Source organism: Armatimonadota bacterium, from assembly GCA_017303935.1.
GTDB lineage: Bacteria > Armatimonadota > Fimbriimonadia > Fimbriimonadales > Fimbriimonadaceae > JAFLBD01.
In genome coordinates this window covers 155739-174937 of record JAFLBD010000003.1, presented here as the reverse complement: position 1 = coordinate 174937, position 19199 = coordinate 155739, and the positions used below count along the sequence as shown (strand labels likewise).

The following is a 19199-nucleotide window of genomic DNA, read 5'->3' as shown; positions in this document are numbered from 1 at the left end:
ATCATCAAAATTGTCAAAGGGAAGCAACAGTTGCTTGAACAAAATAATGATTGTCATGCGACGCGCTTTTACTCTTATCGAACTTCTCGTCGTAATCGCGATTATCGCGATTCTCGCAGCGATCCTCTTCCCGGTTTTTGCTCAAGCACGAAATGCCGCCAAGAAAACTGCGTCCATTAACAATGTCAAACAAATCAACCTAGCCGCGGTGATGTACCACTCGGACAATGACGAGGTCACTGTTCCTCGAAGGTACACCTACGGTGCTCCGGTCCCACCCGATAACGGCACACTGTTCTGGTCGAACCTTATGCAACCGTATGTAAAGAACGACGCGCTGTTCTTCTGCCCCAACGACCGAGCAGATGATCCGTTCGTCCAAACAATGGCAGGGACTGCACGGTTCAATATGGCGAGCCCATACAAGATGTACATCTTGGGTCTGACGCCAAGCTACGGCATGAACTATGTGTACATCAACGACTCGCTTCCTGTTCCTGGCCAGCCTGGTCGAACCTACCAAGTTGGTAAGAGCATGAGCAGCTTTGACGTCACTGCTGACACCGTTTTCATCGCTGAAGCTACCATGAAGGACATCACCGTCCCAGCAGTAGGCGGCGCACCAACCTTGATCAAGAATCCGATTGGCTACCACTCGATTCTTCCTCCAACCATGTGGACCACTTCGGCCTATCCAAATGCGACTGGTCAAGGTCAACTCTGGGGTCGATTTGATGCCAAGTACGTCATCGTGGGATTCCTTGATGGCCACGTCAAGTACACCTCGATCGGTAAGTTGAAGCCCGGCGGAAGCACTCCAGAGCTCATGGACCGCTACTTCAACGGAATCGGAAACTAACAATTAGAAACTGTTCGTTCCCAAAATGAAAAACAGCATCGCCTCCGGGGTAAACCTGGGGGCGATGCAATTTGTTGAGTTCGAAGGCTGGCGATGCGCCCAGATTTCACATGGCCCGCTAACCGTTTGGATCACACTAGATTTCGGCCCACGAATCATAGGGCTAACCTATAACGAAAGCCCAAATCTGTTCTACATCAAGCCTTCCACGAAGGGCAAAGTCGGACTCAGTGAATACACAGGCTATGGTGGACATCGGCTGTGGACCGCCCCAGAAGTCCCAGCCCGAACCTATGAGCCAGACAACGATCCAGTAACAATCCTGGACGATTGGTTTTGCACAGCGGAGAGCCCGTTGGGACTAAACCGGGCCTTGCGCGTAGTTCCTAGAGGTGATAACCAACTCGCGATTCAACACAGAATAACGAATTCAAGTGAAGAATCAATCACCATCGCGCCATGGGCCATTACCGTCATGCGAGCGGGAGGTGAATGCCATTTCTCCCACAATTCCGAGGGACAGGGGGGCAATCCAAAGTTGCCATCCACCCCAATAGTTCTTTGGCCTTATGCCGATATGACCGATACCAGATGGGAATGGCGCAAAAATTGCACGGTACTAAAGCAGTCCGATGATCCCAATCCACAAAAGTGCGGGAGCTTCGTTCAACCCGGAATCGCGCATTATTGGATCGATGGACTCCTGTTTACGAAGTCCTTTGGTTCGGACGGTGGGGAATACCCTGATTTCGGATGCAATTTTGAAATGTACACACGCCACGACATGCTCGAAGTAGAGTCGGTGGGTCCGCTGCAGGTGCTGAACCCTGGCGAATCCGCTCTCCACGAAGAGGTCTGGAGCGTTAAGGAATGCACCAGGCAAGAACTCGAGATTCTTCGTTCGGAGCGAACCTAGTAATTGATTTGGGGGTCGAATTAGAGTAACCCCGTGTAAAATAGGAAGGGTTGTGCACCAGCGTGGGTGGCACCCATAGGTCAGAAAGGAAAACCATGTCCCGAATTAGTATTGTTGCTATTGCTGTCGTAGCCAGTGCCTCAGTCGCATTTGCTACTGGGCCACGAGACGTCAAGCCGGTCGATCCAGCGACGATCCACGTCTTCCGCGCCGAGAATTGGGCGCCGCTAGATGAGAATGGCCGCATTATCGGTGGGCTACGACCAATCCCGCAAAACAATAGCCGTGCAGCAAGCTGGAAAATGGCGTTCGATTCGATGAACACCAATCCGATTACCCAACTGACCTACAGCGGACAATACGGCACAACAACCGCCTATCAGATTGCCGATGCCGGATACAAGTGCTACATGTGGGCAAATGACATTACCGCCCTCAATACCGGCACTGCCTTGGGTCACGCAAAGTTGGCTCGATTGGCGTTCTATTGGAATCCAGGCGGCAACGCGGCTTCTCCGAGCGGAGCGCTGAACTTCGCCGCGAAGATCAGCACCGGCAGCAATTTTGATAATACATCCGACGGACCCGTTCTGAAGAACGAAACATCGTCGATCATGATCACCCGCGCGAACCTAGATGTGTTTGTGACCGGGCAAGGGAATAGACCCAACAAGGAAGTCTTCTTCGACATGTCGACAGTGGCGGCTTCGCTCCCACTCCCGGCAGTTGCATCCCTCTCGAACAGCGGAGTGGTCAAGGTCGAACTCGGCACATACGACTCCGGCACAGGCGAATTCCAACAGTTCAATCCGCTTGTGATCTGCGCACCGCTCTTTAGCAATCAGCTCAGCGTCGGCGAACCAACTCCAGCAGGCACCAACCCGAGCAAGTCAGGCGAACTGATGTGGCTCGATGATGGAAGCACCGCTGCGATCGGCGAACCCGACTACGTCTTCCAAGACTTCACCAATACGAGCAGCGAAAGCTTCCCGTTCGCAGAGCTTTACAGCGGGGACTACACAACCGCCTCGCCAAGCCGAGGAATGTTGCAACCAGCGGTTGCTCTGTTCGTGGACCAGAACATGAAGCAGATCACCGGCACCGTGGTGTTCAATAGCTTGGCCGTCCCAGCCAATCGGCCCGGCACAGCCAAATTCACGGTTTACAATTCGTCAACCAACGCACTGCTCTCCACGCAGATCCTGCCACTTAGCTCGACGGGTGGTTTCGTCCTAGCCGATCCAAACCCATCGACTGGAGGTAGCTACCGAATCAAGGTGGAAGAAAGCACCTGGCTTCGAAAGGCGTCGGGCATCATCAATACCGCTTCTGGTGTCAGCGTTCCGGCTGGAACTATTAACCTGATCAACGGCGACGTAGATGATGACGGAGAGATTGGATCAGCCGACTTCGATATCGTGGTGGCCAACTTTGGTGTCAGCCCAGCCAACCCGGGAGACGGCGATGTGGACCGCGACGATGAAGTAGGTTCGAGCGACTTCGATATTGTCGTTGCAAATTTTGGTCTCGGCGACGAATAACGCTAACACTAACGCCAAGTTTCTGCTAGGATATTTACTATGCAGAAACTTGGACGAATGCTCACTTTTTCACTAGTTCTCACCACTAGTGTGGCGTTTGCCCAAACACCCAAGGTAGGTCAAATCTACCGAGAACTTCGCTTGCCAGAGGTAGTCAACCATGGGCAGGTGGCCCAGCTTGGCCCCGGCGGAACAATCATCGGTCCTTGGCAGAGTTTCGGCCCACAAGCGCAATCCGGTCGAGCCGTCTGGGAGCCCGCCTTTGACACCATGAGCTTCAACCCGAATTCGGGAACGGCTTATACCAATATTTACGGTCAAACTGGCGGTTTCTTCCGATTCTCAAACGCTTACAAGAACCCATTTTATTGCCAAGATATCCAAAGCCTCGCTCCGACCGTCTTCACGGGAAGCGCGAAGCGATTCGCCACCGACATCGTTTGGAATCCGGGCGGCACCGAAGTTCGTTCTGGTAGCGCACGACTCGCGATGGCGGTCTTTACCGCAACAAACTTCGGAAGCATTGACAGCGGCCTGTCCTTCACCAGCCCAATCGGTACACCGGTCGGATCCGGGTACTACGGCCTTGTCATCGACTGGGGCATCCAAGCAAACGGATGGCGGACCTACGACGCAAATCTTTCCAGCACTACCTACTCCATCCCGCTTCCTGGAAATGCCACCGCGAACACTCCAGCCGCAATCTTGGTTGTGATCGGCACCATTAACGCCTCGGGCCAGTTCGTTCTGAATCCGAGCACCTTCGCGATGCAGCCAACGCTGGACACGATGGCAACGCCAATCGACCCGAATTTCCCTGGACAAAACCTCAGTTCGTCCGGCCCTCTTCAATGGGATGACGACGGTGGATCAATCCTGGCGCCATCGTTTAACGGTGTTCACGACAATTTGGTCTCCACGTCAAACGCTTTCTCGGAACTGTACAGCTACGATTGGACCAGCACCAACGACGGATTCGTGCAGAGTGCAGTATCGCTGTTCGTCAATGCGGCCGGCAATCGCGACGCTGGAATCGTTGGTGGCACTCCGCAGCCATTCCAAGTCACCATGCAGTACTTCTTGCAGAACAACGCAGGCACCTACGCGACCGACGGGACGGGTCATGCGATTTCGCTCACTGCCAGCTCAGGTGTGAAGCCATCTGGACATTACGACATGGACCGAATCACTGCTTGGTTCTCTACGATGGGGCAAGGATTCAATCTTCACGCCATCGTCCGGGTTCCTGGGTACTTGGCGCGAGTTGTCCGAAACGCACCAAGTTTTGCTCCTTCATTCGATCTGATCGGCGGAGATATCGATGGTGACAACGAAATCGGATCGTCCGATTACGACGCCGTAATTGCAGCGTTTGGCGCAAGGTACGGTAACCCTAGGTTCAATCCGGTCGCAGACATTGATCGTGATGGGGAAGTCGGATCGTCGGACTTCGACGTGGTGGTCACCAACTTTGGTCTCAGCGGAGACCGAATCCCCGTTCTGCCCTAAGAATTACCTGCCACAATCAAGAGCGGAATGAAGATCCTCGTGATTGGGAGTGGACCGATTGTCATCGGCCAAGCCGCGGAGTTCGATTACGCCGGAACACAAGCGTGTAAATCTCTTCGCGAAGAAGGGCACACTGTTGTGCTCATCAACTCCAATCCGGCGACGATCATGACCGATGAAGACACCGCGGACAAGGTGTACATCGAGCCCTTAACGCCAGAATTTTGCGAGCGAGTCATCGCCGCCGAAAGACCAGATGGCTTGCTCCCAACCCTGGGTGGTCAAACCGGCCTCAACCTGGCGAGCAAACTGGCCCAGCTAGGAATTCTCGAAAAATACAACGTTCAATTGCTCGGCACCAAGCTCGAAGCCATTCAGAAAGCAGAAGACCGCGAGCTTTTCAGGGCATTGATGCACGAGATCGGCGAACCCGTGCCAGAAAGCTGGATTATCGAGTCCCCCGAACAGCTCGAAGCCGTACTGGACAAAGTGCCTTACCCTTGTATCATCCGCCCCGCCTACACTCTCGGAGGAACAGGCGGAGGAATCGCCAGCACACGCGAAGAGTTGTGGGAAATCGGCCAAACCGGACTGAAGCTCTCGATGCGTTCACAGATCATGGTCGAGCGATCGCTTCTCGGCTGGAAGGAAGTCGAATACGAAGTGATGCGCGATAGTAAGGGAAACTGCATCACGATCTGCAATATGGAGAATTTCGATCCGATGGGTGTGCACACGGGCGACTCCATCGTGATCGCACCCAGCCAAACCCTGAGTGATATCGAGTACCACATGCTGCGCTCGGCATCCCTCAAAATTATCCGCGCGCTGGGAATCGAAGGTGGCTGCAACGTACAGCTTGCGATGTCTCCCGAGAGCTTCGACTATTACATCATCGAAGTGAATCCGCGGGTGTCGCGAAGCTCAGCTCTGGCGAGCAAGGCCACCGGATATCCGATCGCGCGGGTCGCTGCCAAGATCGCAATTGGCAAAACTCTCGACGAAATCGAAAACGAAGTCACGGGTTCAACGAAAGCTTGCTTCGAGCCTGCGCTGGATTATTGCGTCGTCAAAATTCCTCGATGGCCTTTCGACAAGTTCCACACCGGTGATCGATCACTTTTCACTCAAATGAAGGCCACCGGAGAAGTGATGGCAATCGATCGTACCTTTGAGTCTGCATTGCTCAAGGCGATTCGCGGGCTAGAAATTCGCGAAAAGGACCTCTGGCACGAGAAGTTTGCTGGAAAATTCGCTCCAATGGGATCAGAACGCGGCGAAGGGAAGATGCCGGACGACGAACTGCGCCACGCCATCAAGAAGCCAACCGATGAGCGCATGTGGGCGATTTTTGAAGGACTGCGAAGAGGCTGGACGATCGAAGAAGTCCGGTCGCTCAGCAACGTCGATCCTTGGTTCTTGGCCAAGCTCAAAACCCTGGTAGAGACCGAGACTGAACTCCTGAATTTGCACGATTGGGTCCAAGATGCGTATACCATGCGCAGCGTGCTGGACCGGGCTAAGCAACTCGGAATCTCCTCCAATTACATCTGCAAACTGGTCGGAATTTCCCCGACTTTTCTCAAGGATCAGCAAGAGATGGCGGGTCAGACTCGCAAGTTCGTCGCCAACCTATCTGATCTAGATGAAGGTGCCTCAGTGGAGAACGTCATCGATACGATGGCGAACCGGATCAAAGAATTCCCAGAATACAAACAAACTCAGGATGAGTTCTTTGCAAAATATCCGTTAGACACGGTCAATTCGACAAGAATCTTCGTTGGAGCTAATCTAGCGTCTTACAATCGGGGGCACGTATTCAAAATGGTTGACACGTGTGCCGGCGAGTTCGAATCGCACACGCCGTACTACTACTGCACCCTAGGTGACGAAACCGACCAGTTTCATCATGCTGAAGCTCAGTGATTACGAATCAGTGCGAACGAGGTCGCCCGGGAGGCCGATCATGCGGCAGTCGTGGCACGACCTCTTGTTTCTGCACGCCGAAGTCGATCCACAGCTCATTCAAGATCAACTGCCACCAAAGCTGCAGGTAGACACCTTCCGTACAGAAGATGGACAGGAGCGGTCCTACATCGGTTTGGTGGCGTTCACGATGTCCGGAATTCGTCCACCTGGGCTCCCGAGTCTGCCGTATTTCTGCGCGTTTCCAGAATTGAATGTGCGCACCTATGTGCATCACAAAGGAAAAAATCCGGGCGTCTGGTTCTTCAGTCTGGATGCTGCCCGTAAAATTGCCTGCATCGTCGCCCGCCAGACCTTTGGGTTGCCCTATTTTCACGCCAAGATGAGTTGCAAACAACAAAACGGTGTGATCAGTTACAAGAGCAAACGGATTGAAAGACCCATCACTCAGACTTCGCTCGAATACCAACGAGGAGAGCGAATCGGGCCAGCTAATCCCGGTTCTTTTGAGTTCTGGTTGGTCGAACGGTACCTGCTGTACTCCGTCCATCAGGGACAATTAATGGCTGGCCGAGTCGTCCATGAACCGTACGTCATTCACCGAGCGAATCTTCTGGAATGCCGTACAGACGCTCTGTCTTGGCTTGGTTTAGAGACTCCAAACTGGGTCCACTGCTGCGCGAGTCCGGGAGTTCAAGTCGAAGTGATGGCACTACAAAATGCCGACGCCGCGCAGATGATTCCCGGTTTTGCACCTGCCTAAAGCGGTACTCTCTATCTCCGGTGAAAGAGTCGGTACTCGTTCTTGGATCAGGCCCAATCCGCATCGGACAAGGCATCGAATTCGACTATTCCTGTGTTCATAGCGTTTGGGCATTGCAGGAAATGGGTTTCCGGGCATTGATCGTAAACAACAACCCAGAGACGGTCAGTACCGACTTCGATACAGGCGATGGGCTGTACTTCGAACCCTTGACTCTGGGCGATGTTCAGAGAGTCATTCAGCACGAAAAACCGCTTGGCGTGGTCGTACAATTTGGCGGACAAACCGCCATCAACCTCGCCGAAAACCTGGCGCACTACGGCGTCAAAATCCTAGGAACATCGCACGAAGCCATCGCCATCGCCGAAGACCGTGAGAAGTTTGAGCGACTACTGGACAAGCTTGGCGTTCCCAAACCTCCAGGACGCGCGGTGAAATCTGTCGAAGACGCCCGAATCGTGGCAGAAGAAATCGGCTATCCGGTGATCGTTCGGCCCAGCTTCGTTCTGGGTGGACGAGCCATGGTGATCGTCTACTCTTCCAGCGAACTCGACGCCTTCTACCAGCTCGCAGATGAAGCCAACCCCGGCAAGCCGGTTCTCATCGACAAATATCTTGTGGGCCAAGAGATAGAGGTCGATGTTATCAGCGACGGGGAAGATACGCTTGTGCCTGGAATCATGGAGCACATCGAGCGGGCGGGGGTCCACTCCGGGGACTCGATGGCGGTGTACCCAAGCATCGGTCTGTCTCGCGAGCTTGAAAAGCAGGTGATCGACGTCGCTTGCGCGCTCGCCAAAGAACTCGGGATCAAAGGTCTCATGAACATTCAGTTTGTGTTCAATGAAGGCAAGCTCTACGTCATCGAGGTCAATCCGCGAGCCAGCCGCACCGTACCCTATCTCAGCAAGGTTTCAGGAATTCCGATGGTCCAACTCGCCACCCGCTGCATGATGGGTGAAACTCTCGCGTCGATGGGATATGGTAGTGGAATCTGGTGCGCCGAACCTGGCGATCCACCCGCCAAAACCGGGTTTAGCCCCCGGACCAAAGGCCGCGTGATTTCCAGCACCGACTACGCGGACTCGCAAAGCAAGCAGAACACGATCTTCGCGGTCAAAGCGCCCGTATTCAGCTTCCAAAAGCTCGCTTTGGTCGAGCCGAGCCTCGGACCAGAAATGAAATCGACAGGGGAAGTGCTCGGCATTGACCGTACGTATGAGGGCGCAGTCTACAAGGCGCTCATCGCCAGTGGAATCCAGTTCAAATCTCAAAAAGTGGCATTGACTCTGAGTCACCTGGACAAAGAACACACCGCCGAAATCGGCAAGCAACTCGCCGACGGCGGATACGAAATCTATGCGACGGAGGGTACGGCGAACGAACTGAACAGTGCCGGGATCGAATGCCACCGAGTCAAGAAGATTCAAGAAGGATCGCCAAACTTCCTAGACCTCATTCAACAGGGCGAATTGGGGTTGATGATCAACACCCCTGGATCGGGTGCCCGCGAAACCGATGAAGCTCGCCGAATTCGACGGGCCTGCATCGAATCTGGAGTGGCATGCATCACCAGTATCGATACAGCCAGGGCGCTTACCCGATCAATTCAGGTGTTTCAAAATCCTGAATTGACCGAGTGCAAACCGTACACGGACTATCTCCGAGCTTAACGAGTTGGAGGTGCGCCCATCGGAGCTTCTTGCGCGGGCTCAGCTTGATTCATCCGTTCGATGACCTGGCGGACCTTCGCCATGAATTCCCGAGGAAAGCCCGTTTCGGGTACTCCAGCCGGATCGCCCGTCATGCGCGTCCCTGAGACCTGCTTGCTCGCCCCAAATTGAGGTGAAACCAAGAATTCCATCAACACGTTCTGCCGCATGCCGATGCGATAGCGATCAAATTTGGCGAACATCATTCCATCGCCTTCTTCGCCTTCCCGGAACGACATTTTCATAAAGGCGTAAGTTTCAGCGTTTAGGATCGAGAAAGGCCCAAAAACGAACTGCTCACCAACTCCTCGAACAACGGTCTCCGACATCGACTTGCCACGGACGAATCCTGTCTGGTCAAGCGCTGGAATTGCCTCTACAACGTCAACATATGGCGGGGCCTGTTCTTCACGAGCGCGACCTTCGATCGTGCTGAGGATAGTGCCAAACATGTCGGTCTGGAACTGCCCAGATGCGAAGTCGATTCCGGTCAAGCATTGCAAGTACAGCGACCGCTGCGGCATATTCAGCGCGGAGAATGGAATCGGCTCACCTCGGTCAAATGGTGGCCGTAGACGGCCATCAAGCGCTCCATAAAAGCGATACGGGGCAAAGCTCATGGACTCGCCGCCCGAGATCATCGAGAAATCCAAGGCTGAGGGCGCGGCCAAGAACAAGTAAACCAACGTGATCCCAGGCGCGAGTTCTGGATACGTATTGGCAAATCCGATCATTGGCTCCAGGCCAACAGAACCATCGCGGTTCTCGATTCGGATCAGTGCGCCCAGTGCGTCTCTGCTGATCCGAGCCTCGAGCGAGATACTCGGATACATCGGCTCGATCAAGAGCCATCCATCTTTGGTCTCGACCTTCTGAGTTCCGATGTTCCAAAAAGCTTCAGCAAGTTGCTTGGTCTTGGTGGCGGCGGTTTCGCCTAGTGCTTGGACTTCCATGGCGAATGTTTCGTCGCAGAGATTGGCCACGGTTGGTAGCGCCTGATCTTTGGCCATCGCCACAACCGCCGAACTCGTAGATAGCCCAAGCGGATCGTGCAGATCGGGCCGCCCGAAGAACTCCTTGATCTGAGTCTGGCGGAAAACTGGTGGCGGCACTCCGTTCGTGATGGACTCGATCACTTCAGACATCGCCTTCAGTTCTTCAGTCATCTCGACCACCGAATCAGGCTTGTTCAACTTCAGTGGGAACTCGGCGATCTTTGGCGGCGACCCAAACCCGCCGAAGAAATTAGAAACGGCCAGAGCAATTTTCAATTCATCTCTGAAAATCACTTTGTTATCTGAGGAGACGCCCGTCAATTTGTAGTTGTAACTGTATGGGTCGTTGCGCGAGTAGCTCACGACGATTCTCGAGAGCGTGCGTTGCCTCGCCTGTCCGATCTTCGCGCTCGCCTGGTTGAACTTCACCATAGCGGTCTTAAACTTCGTGCTCAGCATTGTGAGCCCGCTTCCTGGTTGAGTGCTATACCCAACGCGTTCAAACAGGTTCAATCTCGCCATTCGGTCTACGTCGATCGCAGCTCTCAGATCACGTTTGAGTTCGGACTGCAGCTTCTGGATCTCTACATAGTTTTCACGGAATTTTCGCTCTTCTTCAGTCTCCTCTTCGGTGTTTGGAGGCATCGTTGTGGGCGTTGCTTCTTCGACTTCCATCATGCCATCAGCCGGGAAGAACTCTTTAGAACCGTCGATAGCTTCTCGAAGCTTCTGTGCAATCATCGCTTGGTCCGCAGACCGCATTGCTTTCTCATCTTGTGGCGAGAGCACCAACCGAAACGCGCCGTCTACTTCAGTCCAAGCGGCGTGGGACGTTAGCGCAATTCGACCAAGCAAGTCCTTTGAGGAAACGTCTTTCGCTTGCACCACATAAATCTGCTTTCCAAGTTGAGATTCGACTAGGAGTTTAGTACCAGTCTTGGCAGAAAGATCCGCCAAAACAGCGCTAAGTGGAATCGCCCGGCATTCCAAACTAACCTTAACATCTGGCAGTTCGGCGGCGTTGGCAGCAGCCATCAATCCAAGCAGAACCAGCCCGGAAACCATCTTGTGAGAAAAGCGCAAATTCGACATAAAAATCCTCGTCAATCCCAGTACGTTTCAACCACCCTACCTGTTGCGATCAAAAAAAGATAGGTATCTTTATGGGCATGCCAGACGAACGGGATGACAATCCCGATGATTTGGAATCACCGCCTTCGTTTTTCCCCTATGGAAACGAAGAAGATCGCCTCGTTCGCCAGTCCGATCTAGGCGAACCCGTTGAGGTCACTGTCGAAGGCGTCTTCTATGCCGAGAGCAATAACAACGTTCAGCGCTTCGTTTTACTGAGCTCCGGAGAGAAGAAGTTAGCCATCGTCATAGGGCTTGCCGAAGCAACCTCCATCAGCCTCCCGCTCGAAGGCAATCAACCCGACCGACCGATGACCCACGATCTGATGAAGGTTATCGTGGAACGGCTCGAAGCCGAAGTCACCCGAATTCTGATTGACGATATCTGGAACAAGACCTACTACGCTAAGGTTTATCTGATGTTCGATGGAGAAGAGATGGAAGTCGACGCCCGCCCAAGCGATGCCATCGCGATCGCACTGCGGTGGGATGTGCCGATCTATGTTCTCGAAGGGATTTTCGACCGACAAGACGATTAATGGCCATGCATTCCGAACTCGCCAACATTCGCGCCATTTTCTTTGATCTGGACGACACCCTTTGCAACTATTGGGAAGCGAGCAAGGCTGCCCTACGTTCGACTTTTGATCAACATCCGGTTGCGGGCTATTCGACCGACGAATTGTATGAAGCTTGGGCCAAGGCATTTCGTAAGTTTGCACCCACGCTAAAGAAGACGCCGTGGTACAAGACCTATCTCGAATTCGGCGAGCCGACGCGGACCGAACAAATGCGCCTCACCTTGAGCGAGCTCGGTGCTGTGGATGAGCACCATGCGAAGGCCTTTAGCGACACCTACGGCGCGACCAGAGATGACAATCTCCGACTTTTTGATGATGCGCTTGATGTCTTGAATACACTCAAAGAGTTCTATCCGCTCGGGCTGATCACGAACGGCCCCGCAGACATCCAGCGCCAAGAACTACGTACTTTAAAGATCGAGCACTACTTCGATCCCGTACTGATCGAAGGTGAAATGGGATTTGGAAAACCAGAACCGGATGTATATGCGATCGCTCTGCGACACATGCGAGGCAAGCTTCCCAATCTGTTGCCATCAGAAATCTTGATGGTAGGGAACAGCTTCGGGCACGACATCCTTGGTGCACACTTGCACGGTTGGAAAACTGCTTGGATTCGCCGCGATAGCGACATCCCGCCAAGCACCAACAAACCGGAAGAAAAACCCGAAGGTTCGCCCGATCCGACCACGACGATCTACTCTTTGACAGAGCTTTTGAACGCATTACCCAATCGGGGCTAGTTCAAAAACTAAGAATTGCCCATACCTTTTGCAGGTAATGGTCGTATACTCATTTGATTCCTGCGGTGGCAACGGCGCCGGTGCAGGTTGTACTTAGGAGTATTTAGAGTCATGGATTCATTCAAGAATCGAGTTATTAAGCGACGAGGCTTTACGCTCATCGAGCTGCTCGTTGTCATTGCCATTATTGCAATCCTGGCTGCGATCCTTTTCCCTGTGTTTGCTCAAGCACGATTGGCCGCCCAAAAGACGGTGACCATGAACAACATGAAGCAGCAAGGCACTGGCATGCTGATGTATACCGGTGATAACGATGAAGGGTATCCAGCCGCTGTTTCTGGTGGATGCACCGGTGAAGCTACAACTGTAAACGCCCTCTGGGGACGATTGAGTTTTAACTACATCAAGAATAAAGATGTTTATCTTGATCCTCTTGCAACTCGAAAGCACCCTCCGTTCCGGTTCCAAGCAAACGTTGCTGCACCCGAACTGGGTGTGACTGCTAACCCCGCGCCTTGCAATGACACCAATACGGACCGTCGCACTGCGCCAATTGGAATCAACCGAACATTCCTCGCTTACTTCGTCTGCGATGACGCCGTTCAGGTCGGATGTACTGCAAGCATTTGGGGTGACGAACCGCTCACGCCCGATGTCAACAGCGCTTGCCTTTCCCAGTATCCAACCATGACTTTGGTGCAAGAGCACTCCAAGTTTGTGGTGCTCGGAACGACAAATACATCCTGCACCGCCGGTGCCCAAGGGTATCTGGCTTCGCCACAACGGCCGATCAACACGCTGGACGGTATGACGAATCGTCTCGGATCCGGTCTCGCTCTCGCGTTCGCCGATAGCCACGCAAAGTTCTATCCGGCACGCGAAGATGCAGGACTAGCGGCCGCGATGGGAGTGCCGAAGGCCTTCTTCTCGCCGGTGCAAAACCGCGCAGCAGTTCTGAGGAGTGCTGCAGGTCAGGCAAACCGATCGAACGGCGTCTTGAACTGCATCAATATCAACCCAGCGGATGTCCGATGGAGCATGTGGGTTCCAGGACCTGGCGAGAACACGACGCTCGACGCTCTTTGCCGATAAGGAGAATGTACTTACAAAACCATGGATGATAAGCAAAAAAGATTCGCGATCATTGCCCTAGTGTTGGTCTTGCTCGCGGGGGGAATCACCGCGTTCACCCAAAGTTCCGGTGTTGGAAAGTCCGGTGAAGGCATGATCAATCAAAAGAATCCGCCACCACCAGATTCCGCGCCATTGCCCGCAGATCAAGGCGGGTCAGGTGTTCCACCTGCTGGAAGTACTCCGGAAGGTCGAGGAACCTAACAAAAAATCCCCTCCAGTGATCTGGTGGGGATTTTTTTGTAACAACGATTATCAGCTCAAACGAAGGCCCATTTCAGCCCACTGAACGGCATCGATGGTGCTCGGAGCTTCCATCATAGGATCTTGTCCAAGCCCAATCTTTGGGAAGGCGATAACTTCGCGAATGTTCTCTTCGTCGCAGAGGAACATGATCAGCCGGTCCACGCCAGGAGCGATTCCTCCGTGCGGCGGCGCGCCGTAGCTAAACGCCTCCAAAATGTGACCAAATCGTTCTTGTTGCCTCGCCTCATCAATACCTAGCAGAGCAAAAATGCGCGATTGCACGTCAGGGCGATGAATCCGAATGGAGCCGCTGGCCCACTCTGTTCCGTTGCAAACCACGTCGTAGCAATCCGCCCGAATCTTGCCTGGATCGGTGTCCAAAAGATGCATATCTGCCGCTTTTGGCGAAGTGAAAGGATGGTGAGTCGAATCCCATCGCTTGTCCGCCTCGTTCCATTCGACGAGCGGGAAGTCGATCACAAAGCAGAACGCGAGCTTGCGAGGGTCACGCAGCCCGGCGCGGCTCCCGATCTCATTTCTCAATCGGTACAGAACGTTGTTGCCAGCGGAATAGGTATCAGCGATGAAACACAGCAGATCGCCTGCTTCCGCATGAGCTGCACTGAGGATTTCGCCAACTTGTTCCGGCGTAAAGAACTTGAGGAAGCTGGCCTTCGCCACCAATCCGCTAGAAGTGACGACTTCATTGTCCGATCCGGTTGACTCCGCAGTGACCGCAATCGAAGCCATGCCCTTCGCACCAAACTCCTTGCAGTAGTTCTCGAGTTCGCCCACGTCCTTGCGCGAAAGCGTGGCACCATTCGGGAATCGAACACCGCGTACCTTTCCGCCCAATTCGACGGTAGATTTGAATACACCAAACTCGGATTTCCCAACGATTTCAGAGACGTCGAACAACTCCAGCCCAAAACGTAAGTCAGGCTTGTCGCAGCCGTACTTTTGCATCGACTCGTCATAGGTCAGCCGTTGGAATCCGGTGATCGGCTCCTTCTCAAGCCCGAATTCTGCGATCAATTCGTTGATCACCTTGAGCGTCAGGCCTTCCATCAATTGCAAGATGTCCTCTTGGGTGGCGAAGCTCATCTCAAGGTCGAGTTGTGTGAATTCTGGCTGTCGGTCAGATCGCTGAGCTTCGTCTCGGAAGCACTTGGCGATTTGGTAATACTTCTCCATCCCCGCAACCATCAGCAACTGCTTGTACTGCTGGGGCGATTGTGGCAAGGCATAAAACAGTCCCGGTTCCAATCGGTAAGGCACGAGATAGTCGCGCGCACCCTCTGGAGTGGACTTCGTGAAAATTGGCGTCTCAATTTCGGTGAATCCTTGGTCGTCCAGGAACGAGCGCATCTTCTTGACCGCCGCCGCTCGCAACATCAGCTTTCGGCTCATCGACGGCCGGCGAATATCGAGGTAGCGGTACTTGATTCGCAACTCCTCGTTGACATTGCGCATCTGGGATTCATCGCTGACAGGGAATGGCAAAGGCTTCGCCGAACCTAAGACTTCCATGGAGGTCACGATGATCTCAATATCGCCCGTCTCCATTGCCGCATTCTTTGTGCCTTCTTGTCTTTCTTTCACTTCGCCAGTGATGCTCAGGCAGGTCTCGCTACGGATTTCTGAAACTGGGAACTTGGCTGGATCCAGGAACAGCTGAACCAAGCCAGTTCGATCCCGAAGATCAACAAAGAACAGCCCGCCCAAATCGCGAATGCGATGAGCCCATCCGTTCAAAACAACTGTCTGGCCGGAATGTTCGAGGCGGAGATTTCCGCAATGATGGGTGCGCTGAGAAAACGACATAAACGAGCCTAAAGGATACCTCGAAGGCCAATTTTGAACCTTAACAGCAACTTGACGGGTACAGTAACCACAATCAATCGTCAAAAGAAAAGGTCATGAAAAAGCTGTCTTGGTTCATTCCGTTGCTCGCGCTGGGCGTCACTTCCTCCTGTGCATTCGCACAACAACCGACGAACAATCTGCGCGTAATGACCTACAACATTTACTGGTTCGCGGAGGACTCAAATCCAGAACGGATCGCAAACGTCAAGCAGATCCTCGATACGGTGAAGCCAAATATCGTCGCGCTCGAGGAAATCCAGAGCAAGAAGGCGCTTGAGCAAATTTTCGATTCGAAGTGGTCTATCGGAATGGCGGATGACCCGAAGGAATATCAAGAGCCATGCATCGCGGTGAAAGCTCCGTACAAACTCGTGAAGAGCGAGCTTTTGTTCACATCCCCCGCGTTGAACTTCGCATTCCCAGGCGGACGCGACGTCCTCCGAGCGGAAGTATTGACGCCGAAAGGCACGACACTCGTGTTTTACGTCTGCCACCTCAAGAGCCGCCGAGGAGGTCGATGGATCACCGACCAACAACGTGAACTGGCAGCAGGCATGCTGGCTGGATACATCGCGGGGCAGAAGAACGAGAATTCGATCGTGCTCGGTGACATGAACGACACTCCAGATGACCGATCGATGAACATCTTGGAAACGGGCAACCTACTTGTGAAAGGCGGGCAAGAATCGGTGCCAAACCCGCTCATGGTCAACCTCTGTGAACCGCTTTACCGAAAGAACTACGTTTCACTCGATCTGGACCGATTGTTCAAAGGTCAACCTCTTGCACCAGTGGTCATGGGCGCCTATCAGAGCAACGAAGAACTCCGAGGTAAAGAACACAAGTTCCCAGATGACGTCAAGGTCGTTCAAACCCTTTTTGACCAGATACTTGTTTCACCAAATCTATTTCCTAAGCACGTGAAGACTGACATCTATTCAGGAGCGGAAGCGCTACGAGGTAGTGGAAGCAAGGTCAAGGTTGTCGAAGAGCCGTATTCAGTGACCTATACAGAAATGGGTACAAAAGCGAGCGACCACCTTCCAGTATTTGCAGATTTCAACATCGAATAAATATTGGGAATCGTTTCACTTCTCAAAAAAGTAAGCTAATATGTGATTAACATTCGTGCGTCTTTTGGCGCGCGAGGGCTTGCTATTATGAAAAAAGCATTTACGCTGATCGAGCTTTTGGTGGTGATTGCGATCATCGCCATTCTCGCAGCAATTCTATTCCCGGTGTTTGCACAAGCACGGGACGCAGCCAAAACATCGGTCTGTATCTCGAACAATAAGCAAAACGCCTACGCCACGCTCATGTATGTCGGCGACAACGACGACATGTACCCAATGGGCATGAGCATTTCCGGCGGCAACACGCTGGTTTTTGTCCACGACTTGGTCGATCCTTATCGTAAGGGACCAGATATCCTTAAGTGCCCTTCGTACCCATCGGGTGGCGGCGGTGAAGACTACACAGGTGCTTCGGCGACAGCTGCAGGCGGTAGCCTTCTCGAAGCCATTCGGTCGCGAGTTGGCGGTAGCGTACAGATGTTGCGCACCTTCCGCTACAACGCTTACACTTGGAACATCGGCCTATTCGGTATGGTCACGCGAGTTGGTGGCCCAAGCGGGTTGATTCCACAGGGTCCTGGCGTGAACGGCAAAACACCAATGCCGATCAGCAACTCTCAAATGGAAGCTGTTTCGGAAACCATCGCGTACACCGACGGATATTTCCCGAAGCGATACAACAGCACCGAAGCTCTTTCGGGTTGGGTCAACTACTGGTACAAGTGGGAAATCTGGCCACGACACCGAGATGGCGTCATCCTCAGCTTCGCTGATGGACACAGCAAGCGATTCAACGCTAAGGCACTTCCAACTGGTGGCAAGATCGTAGACAGCTGCCCATCCTGGGCTTCTGTGGACACCCGCGAGACCTACTATTCTTGGACTCGCCACGTACCTGCAGCCAAGATGACTCAATGCGGCATCACCGACTATCCAAAGTCAGAAAAGCAGCATGAGTGTGTCGGTCACCCAGGTAGCACTCCAAACTGGGGCGACATTCATGGCGTACCTGGAACCTGTATCGGCGACATCTACGCGCCGTAATTCGCGCAAAGATTGTCAAAGAGAAATGATCTCGCCTGACTTCTGTCAGGCGAGATCATTTTTTAGGAACCTCCAACCTGATCAACCAGTAGACTGAAAAGGAATTTTATGAACGTTGCACTCCTCAAAAAACTCAGCGAAGCCTGTGGCATCCCAGGCCAAGAAGACGCCATCCGCTCCATCGTAATCGACGAACTCAAAGACATCTGTGAGTTCAAATCCGACGCCATGGGCAACCTCCATTGCTTGAAGAAAGGGAAGTCAACCGACGCCAAGAAGCTGATGATCGCTGCTCACATGGACGAAATCGGTTTCGTGGTGAAGTACATCGACGACAAAGGATTTTTGCGACTGCACCCGCTCGGCGGATGGGATCCACGGCAGATGGCCGCCCAGCGCGTCAAAGTACACACGAGCAACGGTCCAATCAACGGCACACTGATGATGGGTGTCAAGCCGAAGCACATGCTCTCGCCAGAGGAAGCGAATCGCGCTGCCAAAATCGAAGACTTTTTTGTGGACCTTGGAATGAAAGGCGATGCGGCAAAGGCAGCAGTGTCGCTCGGCGATATGGTCACGATGGACCGCGATTTCCGGCCGATGGGAGACCTCTACACCGGGAAAGCGATGGACAACCGAATCGCGGTGTACACCATGATCGAGGCGATGAAGGCTGCGAAGAACCACGAAGTCGAGGTTCATGGCGTTGCTACGGTGCAAGAGGAGATCGGTCTTCGCGGCGCAACCGCAGCTGGCTCAGGAATCCAGCCCGATATGGTCGTCGCCATTGATGTCACCTTGGCAAACGATATTCCAGGAATCCCAGACCAAGACGCTATCACAAGACTTGGCGAAGGCGCAGCGATCAAGATTCTCGACGGATCGCTCATCTGCAGTCCGATGATGGTCCAGCATTTCGTCGATCTCGCCAAAAATCACAAGATCAAGTACCAAATGGAAATTCTGGCGGCAGGAGGAACAGACGCAGGTGGCGTGCAGAGATTGAATGGTGGGGTACCGGCGTTTACACTTTCGGTGCCAACCCGCTATATTCACACCGTCAACGAAACGATCCATCCCGGCGACCTGGACGCAGCGGTGGACCTGCTAGCCAGGTACATCGAAGACGCTCATTCGCGCGACTACATCTACAAAGTCTGAGC

General features: G+C 53.3%; 16 protein-coding genes. 14 read left to right on the top strand and 2 right to left on the bottom strand.

All coding sequences use genetic code 11. The annotated features are described in order from the left end of the window. Positions 1-46: 46 nt before the first annotated feature. From J0L72_09930 to carB (J0L72_09900), 7 genes are all read left to right on the top strand, one after another. Positions 47-859: a prepilin-type N-terminal cleavage/methylation domain-containing protein gene (locus J0L72_09930; protein ID MBN8691089.1), complete on the top strand. Its 813-nt coding sequence runs from the start codon at positions 47-49 to the stop codon at positions 857-859. A 25-nt stretch (positions 860-884) separates the two neighbouring features. After that, entirely contained in the window at positions 885-1775 is an 891-nt protein-coding gene (locus J0L72_09925) for a hypothetical protein (GenBank protein MBN8691088.1), read from the top strand. A gap of 95 nt (positions 1776-1870) precedes the next feature. After that, on the top strand, positions 1871-3316 hold the full coding sequence (locus J0L72_09920) for a hypothetical protein (GenBank protein ID MBN8691087.1): 1446 nt from the start codon (positions 1871-1873) through the stop codon (positions 3314-3316). 39 nt (positions 3317-3355) lie between these two features. Continuing rightward, complete coding sequence (locus tag J0L72_09915; protein ID MBN8691086.1) at positions 3356-4825, top strand: hypothetical protein; 1470 nt, start codon at positions 3356-3358, stop codon at positions 4823-4825. Between the two features lie 27 nt (positions 4826-4852). Further along, positions 4853-6751 (top strand): carbamoyl-phosphate synthase large subunit, encoded by a 1899-nt coding sequence (gene carB, locus J0L72_09910; GenBank protein MBN8691085.1) that lies wholly within the window; start codon positions 4853-4855, stop codon positions 6749-6751. Then, entirely contained in the window at positions 6735-7514 is a 780-nt protein-coding gene (locus J0L72_09905) for a DUF2071 domain-containing protein (protein ID MBN8691084.1), read from the top strand. The genes carB (J0L72_09910) and J0L72_09905 overlap by 17 nt, the downstream gene beginning before the upstream one ends. A gap of 20 nt (positions 7515-7534) precedes the next feature. Continuing rightward, on the top strand, positions 7535-9187 hold the full coding sequence (carB, locus tag J0L72_09900) for a carbamoyl-phosphate synthase large subunit (GenBank protein ID MBN8691083.1): 1653 nt from the start codon (positions 7535-7537) through the stop codon (positions 9185-9187). On the opposite strand, the gene J0L72_09895 is transcribed toward carB (J0L72_09900), so the two are convergent. Further along, entirely contained in the window at positions 9184-11313 is a 2130-nt protein-coding gene (locus J0L72_09895; GenBank protein MBN8691082.1) for a hypothetical protein, read from the bottom strand. The genes carB (J0L72_09900) and J0L72_09895 overlap by 4 nt on opposite strands. 77 nt (positions 11314-11390) lie before the next feature. On the opposite strand from J0L72_09895, the gene J0L72_09890 reads away from it, so the two are divergent. The 4 genes from J0L72_09890 to J0L72_09875 all read left to right on the top strand — a co-directional run bounded on the left by J0L72_09890 (position 11391) and on the right by J0L72_09875 (position 14011). Continuing rightward, positions 11391-11891, top strand: coding sequence for a bifunctional nuclease family protein (locus J0L72_09890; GenBank protein MBN8691081.1), 501 nt, complete (start codon positions 11391-11393; stop codon positions 11889-11891). Positions 11892-11896: 5 nt separating this feature from the next. Continuing rightward, positions 11897-12676: an HAD family hydrolase gene (locus J0L72_09885; GenBank protein ID MBN8691080.1), complete on the top strand. Its 780-nt coding sequence runs from the start codon at positions 11897-11899 to the stop codon at positions 12674-12676. 111 nt (positions 12677-12787) lie between these two features. Further along, a complete protein-coding gene (locus tag J0L72_09880; protein MBN8691079.1) occupies positions 12788-13768 on the top strand; it encodes a prepilin-type N-terminal cleavage/methylation domain-containing protein in 981 nt (326 codons plus the stop codon). Positions 13769-13789: 21 nt separating this feature from the next. Further along, on the top strand, positions 13790-14011 hold the full coding sequence (locus J0L72_09875) for a hypothetical protein (GenBank protein ID MBN8691078.1): 222 nt from the start codon (positions 13790-13792) through the stop codon (positions 14009-14011). Between the two features lie 51 nt (positions 14012-14062). Here the strand turns inward: J0L72_09875 and aspS are convergent, their stop codons facing one another. Next, the gene (gene aspS / locus J0L72_09870; GenBank protein ID MBN8691077.1) at positions 14063-15877 is read right to left on the bottom strand and encodes an aspartate--tRNA ligase; all 1815 of its coding nucleotides are present in this window, start codon (positions 15875-15877) and stop codon (positions 14063-14065) included. Between the two features lie 95 nt (positions 15878-15972). On the opposite strand from aspS, the gene J0L72_09865 reads away from it, so the two are divergent. From J0L72_09865 to J0L72_09855, 3 genes are all read left to right on the top strand, one after another. Then, positions 15973-16992, top strand: a complete 1020-nt coding sequence (locus tag J0L72_09865; protein MBN8691076.1) for an endonuclease/exonuclease/phosphatase family protein — start codon at positions 15973-15975, stop codon at positions 16990-16992. Positions 16993-17079: 87 nt separating this feature from the next. After that, positions 17080-18036: a prepilin-type N-terminal cleavage/methylation domain-containing protein gene (locus tag J0L72_09860; GenBank protein MBN8691075.1), complete on the top strand. Its 957-nt coding sequence runs from the start codon at positions 17080-17082 to the stop codon at positions 18034-18036. Between the two features lie 108 nt (positions 18037-18144). Beyond that, positions 18145-19197 carry a M42 family metallopeptidase gene (locus tag J0L72_09855; GenBank protein ID MBN8691074.1) on the top strand — a complete coding sequence of 351 codons (1053 nt, stop codon included), beginning with the start codon at positions 18145-18147 and terminating at the stop codon, positions 19195-19197. The last annotated feature ends 2 nt before the right edge of the window (positions 19198-19199 follow it).